This is a genomic window from Cupriavidus sp. 01L46, assembly GCF_056399905.1.
In genome coordinates this window covers 1-12,308 of record NZ_JBFTSF010000194.1, presented here as the reverse complement: position 1 = coordinate 12,308, position 12,308 = coordinate 1, and the positions used below count along the sequence as shown (strand labels likewise).

The 12,308-nt window shown below is 67.4% G+C and carries 14 protein-coding genes; 10 read left to right on the top strand and 4 right to left on the bottom strand.

What is annotated here, in order from left to right:
* Window positions 1-702: thiamine pyrophosphate-binding protein (locus tag AC1DS3_RS26670; protein ID WP_477128289.1), on the bottom strand; the 702-nt coding region annotated here is incomplete at its 3' end.
* A 369-nt stretch (window positions 703-1,071) separates the two neighbouring features.
* Between AC1DS3_RS26670 and AC1DS3_RS26665 the strand changes: the two genes are divergently transcribed.
* The 10 genes from AC1DS3_RS26665 (at window position 1,072) to AC1DS3_RS26620 (ending at window position 8,850) form a co-directional block, all read left to right on the top strand.
* Complete coding sequence (locus tag AC1DS3_RS26665) at window positions 1,072-1,638, top strand: RNA polymerase sigma factor (protein ID WP_006156852.1); 567 nt, start codon at window positions 1,072-1,074, stop codon at window positions 1,636-1,638.
* Window positions 1,635-2,069, top strand: a complete 435-nt coding sequence (locus AC1DS3_RS26660; protein ID WP_441640624.1) for a DUF3619 family protein — start codon at window positions 1,635-1,637, stop codon at window positions 2,067-2,069. The genes AC1DS3_RS26665 and AC1DS3_RS26660 overlap by 4 nt, the downstream gene beginning before the upstream one ends.
* A gap of 2 nt (window positions 2,070-2,071) precedes the next feature.
* The gene (locus AC1DS3_RS26655; RefSeq protein ID WP_477128288.1) at window positions 2,072-2,842 is read left to right on the top strand and encodes a DUF3106 domain-containing protein; all 771 of its coding nucleotides are present in this window, start codon (window positions 2,072-2,074) and stop codon (window positions 2,840-2,842) included.
* 186 nt (window positions 2,843-3,028) lie between these two features.
* Complete coding sequence (locus AC1DS3_RS26650; protein ID WP_441640626.1) at window positions 3,029-3,595, top strand: RDD family protein; 567 nt, start codon at window positions 3,029-3,031, stop codon at window positions 3,593-3,595.
* A complete protein-coding gene (locus tag AC1DS3_RS26645; RefSeq protein ID WP_477128287.1) occupies window positions 3,592-4,569 on the top strand; it encodes an esterase/lipase family protein in 978 nt (325 codons plus the stop codon). The genes AC1DS3_RS26650 and AC1DS3_RS26645 overlap by 4 nt, the downstream gene beginning before the upstream one ends.
* A 166-nt stretch (window positions 4,570-4,735) precedes the next feature.
* Window positions 4,736-5,752: a UDP-2,3-diacylglucosamine diphosphatase gene (locus tag AC1DS3_RS26640; protein ID WP_477128286.1), complete on the top strand. Its 1,017-nt coding sequence runs from the start codon at window positions 4,736-4,738 to the stop codon at window positions 5,750-5,752.
* Between the two features lie 107 nt (window positions 5,753-5,859).
* Window positions 5,860-7,032 carry a glycosyltransferase family 4 protein gene (locus AC1DS3_RS26635; protein WP_477128285.1) on the top strand — a complete coding sequence of 391 codons (1,173 nt, stop codon included), beginning with the start codon at window positions 5,860-5,862 and terminating at the stop codon, window positions 7,030-7,032.
* Entirely contained in the window at window positions 6,914-7,432 is a 519-nt protein-coding gene (locus AC1DS3_RS26630; RefSeq protein ID WP_441640630.1) for a diacylglycerol kinase, read from the top strand. Before AC1DS3_RS26635 ends, AC1DS3_RS26630 begins: the two co-directional genes overlap by 119 nt.
* Window positions 7,433-7,570: 138 nt before the next feature.
* Window positions 7,571-8,269, top strand: a complete 699-nt coding sequence (locus AC1DS3_RS26625; RefSeq protein WP_441640631.1) for a TetR/AcrR family transcriptional regulator — start codon at window positions 7,571-7,573, stop codon at window positions 8,267-8,269.
* On the top strand, window positions 8,266-8,850 hold the full coding sequence (locus tag AC1DS3_RS26620; RefSeq protein ID WP_267605978.1) for an LOG family protein: 585 nt from the start codon (window positions 8,266-8,268) through the stop codon (window positions 8,848-8,850). The genes AC1DS3_RS26625 and AC1DS3_RS26620 overlap by 4 nt, the downstream gene beginning before the upstream one ends.
* A gap of 121 nt (window positions 8,851-8,971) precedes the next feature.
* Here AC1DS3_RS26620 and AC1DS3_RS26615 read toward each other — a convergent pair whose 3' ends face one another.
* The 3 genes from AC1DS3_RS26615 to AC1DS3_RS26605 all read right to left on the bottom strand — a co-directional run.
* On the bottom strand, window positions 8,972-9,589 hold the full coding sequence (locus tag AC1DS3_RS26615; RefSeq protein ID WP_441640632.1) for a DUF924 family protein: 618 nt from the start codon (window positions 9,587-9,589) through the stop codon (window positions 8,972-8,974).
* Between the two features lie 38 nt (window positions 9,590-9,627).
* On the bottom strand, window positions 9,628-10,065 hold the full coding sequence (locus tag AC1DS3_RS26610; protein WP_150983724.1) for a group II truncated hemoglobin: 438 nt from the start codon (window positions 10,063-10,065) through the stop codon (window positions 9,628-9,630).
* A gap of 46 nt (window positions 10,066-10,111) precedes the next feature.
* The coding region (locus tag AC1DS3_RS26605) for an ABC transporter permease (RefSeq protein WP_477128284.1) at window positions 10,112-12,308 on the bottom strand (2,197 nt) is incomplete at its 5' end.

Genomic DNA, 12,308 nt, shown 5'->3' with positions numbered 1-12,308 from the left:
GGCCAGCACCACACCGCCACCTGCATAGATGAACGGCCGCTCGGCGCCCTGCAACAGCGCGAGCGCCTTGCGGATCTGGCCCGAATGGCCCTTGTTCACCGGGTTGTACGAGCGCATGTCGACCGACTTGGGATACTCGTACTTGCAGGCATTKCGCGAGACGTCCTTGGGAATATCGACGACAACGGGGCCGGGACGGCCGGTTGCGGCAATATAGAACGCCTTCTTGATGGTCGCGGCGAGATCGCGGACGTCCTTGACCAGGAAGTTGTGCTTGACGATGGGGCGGGTGATGCCGACCGTGTCGCATTCCTGGAAAGCATCCTGGCCGATAGCGTGCGTCGGCACGTTACCGGTGATGATCACCATCGGGATCGAGTCCAGGTAGGCCGTGGCAATGCCCGTCACCGCATTGGTGACGCCGGGACCAGAGGTCACCAGGGCGCAGCCCACCTTGCCGGTCGCACGCGCATAGCCGTCTGCGGCATGAACCGCGGCCTGCTCGTGACGCACCAGGATGTGCTCGATCTTCTTTTGCTTGTAAAACTCGTCGTAGATATACAGCACTGCGCCGCCGGGGTAGCCCCAGACGTACTCGACGCCTTCTTCGGCAAGTGCGTGAACGAGAATCTCCGCCCCGATCATTTCGGGTGCGGCGGATGAATTGCTGTCTGCGTGGAATTCCGCGCTGGGCATGTTCATTTTAGTCCTTTGCAATTTTCGGCAAAAAATTGTTCGGATGCTCTCTGCCGGGCTTGTGGCACGGGTTCAAGCGGTGCGCGTCTGCATGATAGACCGCCTCATAAGCGGCCGAATGAGACAACCACTGATGTCGTGTGAACCCGCGACGATACTGGATTGATTCGGGCTTGTCTACGGGCTTTTTTAAGCGAGGGGGCATCCCGTCACCCTTCAGACTCCGCCRCCGCGCGCTGAGCCTGAATGACCACAAAAGAGAACAAGGATGGTCACCGGGGGGGTTATTTGCTAGCATCCCACCATTTTGGACGTGCAAGAAGCCCTACCCTGCACTTCCACCGGCCAAGGCCCCACCGTCTGTACCCCGCCTGCATGGCAACCGATCAGGAACTATCCGACTTTCTCGCCAGCGTCGAGCGGCGCGCCTTCAAACAGGCCGTGTTTGCGGTGCGCGACGACGAAGCCGCCCTGGACATCGTCCAGGACGCGATGATCAAGCTCGCCGAAAAATACGGCGACAAGAGCGCCGCCGAACTCGCGCCGCTGTTCCAGCGCATACTCCAGAACACCATTCACGACTGGTTCCGCCGCCAGAAAGTACGCAATACCTGGGTCACCCTGTTTTCCAACCTGCGCGACGACCGCGAAGGCGAGGATAATGACCTGCTCGACACTTTCGAGGCCGAAATCGGCTCCGAATCAGCGGAAAGCAGCGCCGACAAGGTGGAACGCGCCCAGACCATGCACATCATCGAACAGGAGATCCAGCGCCTGCCGACACGTCAACGCGAAGCCTTCCTGATGCGTTACTGGGAGGATATGGACGTCGCGGAAACGGCTGCTGTCATGGGATGCTCCGAAGGCAGCGTCAAGACGCACTGTTCCCGTGCCACGCACACACTGGCGCAGGCATTGCGAGCGCGGGGGGTCCGACTATGAGCACCAGAAACGAAAAAGAAATCAACGAACGCCGCCTGGCACACGATATCCGCACGGCACTAGATGCCTCTGCGAATGCGTTGCCGGACAATGTGACCGATCGGCTTGCCGCCGCGCGGCGGATTGCGCTGTCTCGCAAGAAAGCGCATGCCGCCGTCGCCGTGCCGCAACTGGCCTCGGCCGGGATGCCCACGCTCTCTTTCGACGAGGACGACTCGGCACTCCACCGCGCAGGTTCCTGGCTGCGCCGCCTTGGGCTGGTATGGACGCTGGTGGCGCTGGCCGCCGGGCTGGCGGGCATCTACCACTGGCAGCAGCAAAAGCGCGTCGATGAGCTGGCGGATGTGGACGCAGCGATGCTGCTCGACGACCTCCCGCCGACGGCATACGCGGATCAGGGCTTCCACGTGTTCCTCAAGCGCGGTCAGTAGGCATGGCCGGCGCTGACATCATCCCCGACGCACCGCGCCGGCGGTTGGCGGCCTTGCTGCTGGCCGGCCTGGCCGCCGCCACCACGATCTGGTCCCTGGTTCCGGCCACTTGCCAGGCTCAGGGCGGCCACCCCGGCGGCGCGCCCGCGGCCAGCCTCGCCAATGCGCACCCGAACTGGAATGAGCTCAATGCCGTCCAGCAGCGCGTGCTCGCGCCGCTGGCAGGCGAGTGGAATAATTTCCCCGAGCTCAACCGGCGCAAATGGCTGCAGATCGCGGAACGATACGAGAAGTTCTCGCCCGCGGAACAGGCGCGGCTGCAGACCCGCATGACCGAATGGGTCAAGATGACGCCCCAGCAGCGCCGCCTGGCGCGCGAAAACTACCAGATCACGCGCTCGCTGCCCGCCCAGAAGAAGGCCGAGGCCTGGAACAAGTACCAGCAACTGCCGGAAGAGCAAAAAAAGAACCTGGCGGCTGCCGAGAAAGTGCCACGCCGCCCCGGCGCGGTCAGCGCCTTGCCCTCCGGCAAGCGCCTGCCAGCCGAGACCACCCGGCAACTGCACCTGGAAAAGAAGGCACCCGGCACCGCATCGGCCGCCGCGCGCGCGCCCGCTGCCGGCACGCCGGCGGCGGAGTCCCAAGCTGCCATGCCAGGCGCCGCTGCCGGCGCACCGGTGCCGACCGTGGATACGCCGCGCGAGGCGGYCACCGAGGCCACGGCCAGCAGCACGGGCGCTACCGCCAACCCCGACGAGGCGGTGCGCCGCTGAGCCACCACGCGGTTGCCCGGCTGGCTCGCCCCCGCGCCCTCCCACGCAAGCTACCCGCCCCAACCGTGCTTTGGCATAATGCCGCTTGCGCCGGTCCGGCCGTGCTCGCTTGCTGCCTCGCGGCCCGGCCTTGCCCTCCTCCGGCGTGCCGGCCCTACCGCCTAATTGCCTTATCGCCTCATCGCCATGCCCGCCGTGACCACGCCCAAACCCAACGCCAAGCCGGCCGCATCGGGCACGCCTGCCAGTCCCGTGCGCCCGGCCGAGGCACCGACGATCCGCCGCCGCATCGCCTGCATGCTGTACGAAGGCGTATTGCTGTTCGGCGTGCTCAGCGCCTCGACGGGGGTCTATCTGCTGGCGCGCCCGGCGTTGCAACAGCTTGGGCTGGACGGCCCGTTCACGATGCAGTGCTGGAGCTTCCTGGTGCTGGGCTGCTACTTCGTCTGGTTCTGGCAGCGCAACGGACAGACGCTCGCCATGCAGACCTGGCGCATGCGGGTCGAGACGGCCGCGGGCGTGCCCCCGCGCTGGCCACAGGCCACGCTGCGCTACCTGCTGGCATGGCTGTGGCTGCCGCCTTCGGCGGCGCTCGGGCACGCGCTCGGCCTGGTCAAGGGCCCGTTCGTCGGCGTGCTGTGCGCTGGCCTGCTGGTTTGGATCCTGCTGGCTCTCCTCGACCCCAGGCGGCAGTTCCTGCATGACCGCCTGGCCCGCACCCGCCTGGCCGACCTGCGCCCGCCCAAGCCATGAACCTGTCGGCTGCCGCCTTGCGCCGCATCGCGGTGGCATTGCAGGCCGCCGTGGCGCTAGGCTGCGCCGCTGAACTCAACGCCCTGCATGGGTGGCCCCTCGCCATTGGCCTGCTGGCCGGCATTGGCGTGGTGCTGGCGATATTGGGGCTGTCTGTTGCCGGCGCCTTTGCCTTTACGCTGTTCGGCCTGGGCGAGCCCGAGGCGACGTGCCCCCCCATCCCTCCCGCCCTGCTGGCCATGCGGCCAGCCCGGTTGACGCCATGGCAGGCGCTGGGCTGCTATTTGCGTGAATACACCGCCGTGTTCCGGATGTTCAACTGGCTGCAGCCCTTCTGCTCGCACCGCCGCTTGCGCCCGGCCAAAGCCCCAGGCTMGTGCCCGCCGCTGCTGCTGGTGCACGGCTATGGCTGCAACCACGCCGTCTGGCTCGACATGCAGCCTGCCCTGGCGGTGGCCGGCTACCACTGCGAGGCGATCGACCTGGACCCGGTGTTTGGCGACATCGACCAATACGCCCTCGAAATACGCGCCGCCATCGCGCGCATCGCCGCCACCACTGGCCAGCCGCCGCTGCTGCTCTGCCATAGCATGGGCGGCCTGGCCGCGCGCGCGGCGCTGGCGGGACGCGGCAAGCCCCCACCCTGCCGCGGCATCGTTACGCTAGGCACGCCGCATCACGGCTGCGTGCTGGCCCGCTACGGCAGGGGCTTCAATTCCCGCCAGATGCGCTGCGCCAGCGCCTGGCTGCGCGCGCTGGCAGCGCGCGAAACGTCGCGCCAGCGCGCTGCCCTGGTGTCGATCTTCAGTTGGCATGATTYGATTGCCGGCCCGCTGGGGACCTCCTGGATGGAGGGAGCGCATCATGTGGCGCTTAGCGGCATCGGGCATGTCAGCCTGCTGCGGCATCCGGTGGCCACGCAGGCTGTGTTGCGGKCGCTGGCGCAGTTGTCAGCGGTGGCGCCGGCGGCCTGAGGAGCCAACAGCGCCAGCCGCTGAAAGCCCCCCAGCCACGCGATAGCGACGCAGTAGCCACGCAATAGCCAACTTCCCCACAACAGTCATATGACGTTCATGTTTCCTTAACGGCTTCGTCACGCGCCGCTGGCCCAATGCAGCCATCGTCGCTACCGAGGCCGCCATGGTTCAAGCTCTTCGTTCTGCCCGCGGACATCTGGCCAAGGCCACGCAACTGCTGCGCAGCCGCACCGCCGAGTCGCAATCCCTGCCGCGGCCCATGTCATTGCCTGCCGCGCTGGCCGCCTTCATGCCACCGGCCAGCGACTTGCAGCAACGGCCTCCCGGGCGTTGCGCCACCTCTCCCGCCAGCGCCCCGCCCCCCGAAGCCACCACCCAGCCCCCCCATCCGTCCCATCCCACCCKCCACTACCGCGCCATCTGGCTGTCCGACATCCACCTCGGCACGGCCGGCTGCCAGGCCGACTACCTGCTCGACTTCCTCAAGCACAATGAATCGGACCAGCTCTACCTGGTCGGCGACATCATCGATGGCTGGCAGCTGCGCCGCGGCTGGTACTGGCCGCAGAGCCACAACGATGTGGTGCAGAAGCTGCTGCGCAAGGCGCGCAAGGGCACCGAGGTGATCTACGTGCCGGGCAACCACGATGAGGTGGCGCGCCAGTTCGACGGCCTCGCCTTCGGCGATATCACGGTGCGCGAAGATGCCGTCCACGTCACCGCCGCGGGCAAGCGCCTGTGGGTGGTGCACGGCGACCTGTTCGACGGCGTGGTGCAGCACGCGCGCTGGCTGGCTTACCTGGGCGACTCGCTCTACACCCTGATCCTGGCCATCAACCGGCACTTCAACCGCATCCGCGCGCGCCTGGGCTTTCCCTACTGGTCGCTATCGCAATACCTGAAGCACCAGGTCAAGAACGCGGTCAACTACATCAATTCGTTCGAGCAGGCGATGGTGGACGAGGCGCGCCGGCGCGGCTGCGATGGCGTGATCTGCGGTCATATCCACAAGGCCGAGATCCGCGAGGTCGACGGCCAGCTCTACTGCAACGACGGCGACTGGGTGGAGAGCCTCTCCGCCCTGGTGGAGACGCAGGACGGCGAATTGCAGATCGTCTACTGGACCACCCTGCTCGATGCGCCGGCCACGGCTGGGCGCCGCGTCGTCGCCACGGCCTAACGAGACTTGAGCGCGGCACCCGCCCCACACGCCGCCATCCGTACAACGGGTTGGCCGTGGCCTCGCCGAGGCCGGCCACCCACGCGGCCTGGCCGCAAGGAGCTGCTATGAAGATCCTGATCGTCACCGATGCCTGGGAGCCGCAGGTCAATGGCGTGGTGCGCACGCTCAAGTCCACCCGCCGCGAACTGATCGCGATGGGGCACACGGTGGAGCTGATCACGCCGCAGGAATTCACCACCATTCCCTGCCCGACCTATCCGGAGATCGCGCTGTCCCTGTTCGCCGGCGCCAAGGTCCGCGAGCGCATCCGCGCCTTCGCGCCGGACGCGCTGCATATCGCCACGGAAGGCCCGCTCGGGCTGGCTGCGCGCCGCTATGCGATGCGCGAGCAGTTCCCGTTCACCACCGCCTACCACACGCGTTTTCCGGAGTACGTGCAGGCACGCTTCGGCATTCCGCTTGCCTGGACCTACCGCTTCCTGCGCTGGTTCCACGGCCCGGCGCGCGCCGTGATGGCGCCCACGCCGGTGGTGCTGCAAGACCTGCATCGCTTTGGCATCACCCACGGCGTGCTGTGGACCCGCGGCGTCGACCTCGATGTCTTCACCACCCAGCAGGCTAACGTGCTCAACACAGCGCACCCGATCTTTCTCTACGTGGGGCGCGTCGCCGTGGAAAAAAACGTAGAAGCCTTCCTCGCGCTGGACCTGCCCGGCTCCAAGTGGGTGGTGGGCGACGGGCCGGCGCTGGCGTCGCTGCGCGCGCGCTATCCGGCGGCCAACTACCTGGGCGTGCTGACCCAGCCGGAGCTGGCCAAGGTGTATGCTTCGGCCGACGTCTTCGTATTCCCCAGCCGCACCGATACGTTCGGGCTGGTGCTGCTCGAAGCCCTGGCCAGCGGGCTGCCGGTGGCGGCCTATCCGGTGACCGGGCCGATCGATGTGCTCGGCCAGAGCGACGCCGGGGTGATGCACGAAGATTTGCGTGAAGCTTRCCTGGAAGCGCTGCGCATCGACCGCGCCACCGCTCGCGCCCATGCCGAACGGTTCTCGTGGCGCGCCGCCTCCGAGCAATTCCTGACTCACCTGCAGCCGCTGCCGGCCGTACGCGCGACGCCCAACGGCACGACCGGCACCACTGCTCGCCCCTCTTCCGAACATGCCGACTCCGCATCGCCCACCGTCCGAACCGCACCGCCCGCCGGCACCGCAGACCGTCACGTCAGCACCGGCACCGGCACCGGCACCGGACTCGCCGAACAGCGACTACACGATTGAGCAAAACCCCCACAAGGGCAACCGCGGCCTGGCGCGGGCCTGGCATGCCGGCATCAACTCGGTGTCCGGCCTGCGCTACGCGGTGCTGGAAGAAAGCGCGTTTCGCCAGGAGCTGACGCTGGTGGTCATCCTGACGCCCTGCGCCTTGCTGCTGCCGGTCGGCATCGTCGAGCGCATCCTGCTGCTGGGCACCCTGCTGCTGGTGCTGATCGTGGAATTGCTCAACTCCAGCGTGGAGGCCGCGGTCGACCGGATCTCGCTGGAGCGGCACAGCCTGTCCAAGCGCGCCAAGGACTTCGGCAGCGCAGCGGTCATGCTGGCGCTGGTGCTGTGCGGCGGCACCTGGCTGGCCATCGCGGGGCCGATCGTGATGGACTGGCTGCGCACGCTGACGGCCTGACAGGCTAGCGGCACGGGCCCGGCGCAAGCCCGGCACGGCGGCGCGCGGACGGGGCCAAAGACGCTTGCGGCCTTGCGGCAAACGGCGATTGCTTATAATCGCCTTCAACTTACCGAATTGCCGCTCGCCCGGTCGCCTATGGAACCCAAACAGCAAGCCGGTCCCCGCCGCACCCGGGACCGCATCCTGGACGTCTCGCTCCGCCTGTTCAACGAGGTGGGCGAGCCCAACGTCACCACCACCACCATTGCGGAAGCCATGGAGATCAGCCCCGGCAATCTCTACTATCACTTCCGCAACAAGGACGACATCATCAGTTCCATCTTCGTGCTGTTCGAGCAGGAGATGGAGCGCCGCCTGAAGTTACCCGACGATCACAAGGCCACGCTGGACGAAAGCTGGTGCTACCTGCAGTACATGGCGGAGTTCCTGTGGAACTACCGCTTCCTGTACCGCGACATCAATGACCTGCTGGCGCGCAACCGCATGCTTGAAACCAATTTCAAGCGCATCGTCGAGCAGAAGAAGCGCTTTGCGATGGAGATCTGCCGGCAGTTCCAGGAAGACGGCGAGATGGAGGCCACACCCGAGCAGGTCGAGGCCATCTGCACCAATATCGTGGTGATCGCCACCTACTGGCTGTCGTTCCAGTTCGTGCAGCATCCGCGCCAGTACAACGACCCCGAATTGATCCGCGGCTACCTGCACGGCGCCAGCTACCATATCTTCTCGATCCTGGCCCCTTACCTGCGCGGCAAGGCCCGCCAGGCATTCGACAAGCAAGCCCAGGAATACGCCGCCGCCAAGGCGGCGCAAACAGAAAAGGAGCAAAAGTGAAGTCCGTTTGCATCTATTGCGGCTCCAGCCCCGGCAATCGCCCCGAGTACGCCGCCGCGGCGCGCGCCATGGGCAAGACCCTGGCCGAGCGCGGCCTTGCACTGGTGTACGGCGGGGGCAAGGTCGGGCTGATGGGCACCGTGGCCGACGCCGTGCTGGCTAACGGCGGCACCGCCATCGGCATCATTCCCGATGCGCTGATGCAAAAGGAAGTCGGCCATCGCGGCCTGACCGAGCTGCACGTGGTGCGCAACATGCACGAACGCAAGCAGATGATGGCCGACCGCGCCGATGCATTCATCGCCATGCCGGGCGGCGTCGGCACCTTCGAGGAACTGTTCGAGACCTTCACCTGGCTGCAGCTGGGCTATCACGCCAAGCCTGTGGGACTGCTCAATGTGGAAGGCTTCTACGACAGCATGCTGGGCTTCATGCAGCACGCCGTGGACGAAGGCTTCCTGAAGCAGGTCCACAACGACCTGCTGCATGTGGCGCCTACGCCCGAAGGCATCCTCGACAAGCTCGCCAACGCGCCGCGCTTGCTGGTGGACAAGTGGCAGGAGAAGCGCGGGGAGACCTGATGGTGCTCCCGGGCCAGCCACATCGGCTTGCGGCCCAGCCACGCCACCGTTGCGCGATAGCGATAGCGGCTGCGCTACGCGGGCCTGCTACTCCCGGCCTCCTGCGTCCGGCGAGCCCGGCTCAGAACGACGAGCCGGGCTCCTGCAGGAAGGCGCTCTCCTGCGCCGTATCCCTGCGCCCCAGCATGGCGTTGCGATGCGGGAAGCGCCCGAAACGCTCGATCACCGCGCGGTGCTTGAGCGCCCAGTCCACCACGTCCACCTTGCCCTGGCTTTGGTCGCGCAGCGCCGTCATCAGCTGCACGGCCGTGTTCTGGTCGGCTAGCGCTTCAGAATGCTCGAACGGCATGTAGCAGAACATGCGGTGGAAAGCCGTAGGCAGCAGGCGGTCGGCGCCGCTCGCCACCATCTGCCGGGCTGTTGCCAGCGCCTGCGCATCGGAGGCAAAGCTGCGCGGGCCGTCGCGAAAGACGTTGCGCGGCACCTGGTCGAGCAGCACGATGCGCGCGCAAGCGCATTCGGGGCTTTGCGCCCAGCCCGCGTTCGCGCCCGCGTGCGTGGCTGCCCACAGTGGCAGGAAGGCAGCGCGGACCGTGGCGTCGAAATCAGCGGACTTGGTGAACCACACCGAGCGTGTTGTGTTCCATGCCGGCGAGCCAGGCGTGCCGAACCAGAAATCGAGTACGCGCCGGGCGTCGGCAGGCAGGTCCGCGGCGGGGTTGGGATGCGTGTCAGCCATGATGCCGGGATCCATGGCGGGTCGGGTGGCCTTGGCCATCAACGCGGCACATTGCGCATCCAGTCGGCGGTGCCGAAAAAGGCCTGCATCAGGCGCAGTTGCAGGTCCTCGGGCAGGCCGACGTCCTGCATGGCCAGCGCCATGCAGCGCATCCACTGGTCGCGCTCGCTGGTGCCGATCTCGAACGGCATGTGGCGCGCGCGCAGGCGCGGGTGGCCAAAGCGCTCGATGAAGTGGTTGGGGCCGCCCAGCCAGCCGCACAGGAACCAGAACAGCTTGTCGCGCGAGCCGTCGAGCGAGGCGGGATGCAGCGCACGCAGGCCCTTGAACTCGTCCTCCAGATCCATCAGGTCGTAGAAACGGTCGACCAGTTCGCGCACGCGCGCCTCGCCGCCGATCAGTGCATAGGCGGTGACTTCGGGGGCGGCATCGGATGCCGTGGATGCCGCATTTTCAGGCTTGGAATCGGTACTCATAAACACTCAGGGATGGTTCAGGCTTCAGTGGTTCAGGCTACAGGTATCACGCATCACGCAGCGTGGCCAGCGCGGGCTGCCGCAGCACCTCGCGCAAACCCAGCCAGCCGCCCGCGAAAGCGCACAGCATGCCAGAAAGCACACCGGCCGGCACGATCCAGCCGTTGAAGCGGTAGGGGAAATCGAACACGAACTGCGACAAGCCCCAGCCCACCGCGATCGCGCCCAGGCTGGCCAGCAGGCCCGCCAGCCCCCCCACCACCAGGAACTCCGCGTACTGGGTCTGCCGCACCACCGCGGCGGATGCGCCCAGCGCCTTGAGCAGCCCGGCATCGCGCTTGCGCTCGTCGCGCGCGCCGGACAGCGCCGCATAGAGCACGGTGACGCCGGCCGCGAGCGTGAACACGAACAGGAACTCGACGGCGGCGATGACCTGGTCGAGCACGTCCTGGATCTGGCGCAGGATCATGTCGGTGTTGACCACCGTGATGTTCGGGAAAGCCGCCACCATGCGGTTGCCCAGCGCGGCTTGCGCGGGCGGCAGGTGGAAGGCGGTGATATAGGTCTGCGGCAAGCCTTGCATGGCCGAGGGCGGCAGGATGACGAAAAAATTGACCCGCATCGAGCCCCAGTCCAGCTTGCGCAGCGAGGTGACCGGCGCCTCCACCGACTGCCCCGCCACATCGAAGCGCAAGGTGTCCCCGAGGCGGATCCCCAGCGTCTTGGCGATGCCCTCCTCCACCGAGGCCCCGGCCCCGCCCTTCCCGGCGCCGAGCCAGTTGCCCGCCACCACGCGGTTGCCGGCCGGCAGGGCGTCGGTATAGGACAGGTTGAACTCGCGCTCGACCAGGTTGCGGGCGCGGCCATCGGCAAAGCGCTCGGCGCGCACCTGCTGGCCGGCGATATGCGTCAGGCGGCCGCGCACCATCGGGTACAGCAGGTCGGCGATGCCGGCGTGCTGCAGCATGCCGGTAAGCGGTGCGCGCTGGTCCGGCTGGATATTGATGACGAAGCGGTTGGGTGCGTCCGCTGGCGTGGCGTTGCGCCAGGAGGCGATCAGGTCATTGCGGGTCATGCCGAGCAGCAGCAGCGCCATCAGGCCCACCGCCAGCGCCACCGTCTGCAGCACCGTCACGCCGCGGCGGCGCTCCAGCACCGCCAGCGCAAAGCGCCAGCCCACGCTGCCGCGCGCCAGGCGCCCGCCACGCATCAGCCGCGACAGCAGGCTCAGCAGGCCCAGGGCCAGCAGTGCGAACACGACGCCGGCGGCGACAAAGCCGCCCGCGGTGGTCAGCCCCAGCTTGAGATCACGCGCGGCCACCATCAGCAGCGCCACGAAGGCGCCCAGGCCGAGCCCGTAGGCGACCCAGGTCGAGACCGGCGGCGCGCCGACGTCACGCCGCAGCACGCGCAGCGGCGGCACCCGGGTCAGCGCCAGCAGCGGCGGCAAGGCAAAACCCGCCAGCAGGACGACGCCAGCCAGCACCCCAACCACGGCCGGCAAGACGGAAGGCTGCGGCAGCGTCACCGTCAGCAGGTTACCCAGCGAGAGCAGCAGGCCGTAGTGCGCCAGGTAGCCGAGCGCCACGCCGGCCACCGCGCCGCCCACGCCCAGCAGCAGGAACTCCAGCCCGAAAGCCAGCAGGATCTCGCGGCGCGACAGGCCCATGCACTTGTAGACAGCGCAGGCGTCGGTGTGGCGCTGCATATAGCGGCGCGCCGACATGGCGATGGCCACCGCCGCAATCATCGACGACAGCACCGCCACCAGCGACAGGAAACGCTCGGCGCGGTCCAGCGTGGCGCGCATCTGCGGCTGGCCGGATTCCAGCGACTCGACCCGGGTGTTGCGCAGCGCGCGCTTGTCGATCTCGGCCTCGGCCCACTTCTGGTAGGCCTGCGCGGCGGCATCGGGGCCGGCCACCAGCAGGCGGTAGGAGACCCGGCTGCCCCAGCCCACCAGCCCCGTGGCGGCCAGGTCAGACAGCGGCAGCATCACGCGCGGCGCGAAATTCATGAAGCCGGCGCCGCGATCCAGTTCCTGCGTGAGGATGCGGTCGATGCGAAAGGCGCGGCTGCCCAGCTGGATGGTGTCGCCCATGGCGGTGGCGGCCAGGTCAGACAGCGGCAGCATCACGCGCGGCGCGAAATTCATGAAGCCGGCGCCGCGATCCAGTTCCTGCGTGAGGATGCGGTCGATGCGAAAGGCGCGGCTGCCCAGCTGGATGGTGTCGCCCATGGCG

Excerpts from the sequence above, each read along its gene's own strand:
- AC1DS3_RS26665 (WP_006156852.1), top strand. The coding sequence starts at position 1,072 with ATGGCAACCGATCAGGAACTATCCGACTTTCTCGCCAGCGTCGAGCGG.
- AC1DS3_RS26660 (WP_441640624.1), top strand. The coding sequence starts at position 1,635 with ATGAGCACCAGAAACGAAAAAGAAATCAACGAACGCCGCCTGGCACAC.
- AC1DS3_RS26650 (WP_441640626.1), top strand. The coding sequence starts at position 3,029 with ATGCCCGCCGTGACCACGCCCAAACCCAACGCCAAGCCGGCCGCATCG.
- AC1DS3_RS26630 (WP_441640630.1), top strand. The coding sequence starts at position 6,914 with ATGCCGACTCCGCATCGCCCACCGTCCGAACCGCACCGCCCGCCGGCA.
- AC1DS3_RS26625 (WP_441640631.1), top strand. The coding sequence starts at position 7,571 with ATGGAACCCAAACAGCAAGCCGGTCCCCGCCGCACCCGGGACCGCATC.
- AC1DS3_RS26615 (WP_441640632.1), bottom strand. The coding sequence starts at position 9,589 with ATGGCTGACACGCATCCCAACCCCGCCGCGGACCTGCCTGCCGACGCC.
- AC1DS3_RS26610 (WP_150983724.1), bottom strand. The coding sequence starts at position 10,065 with ATGAGTACCGATTCCAAGCCTGAAAATGCGGCATCCACGGCATCCGAT.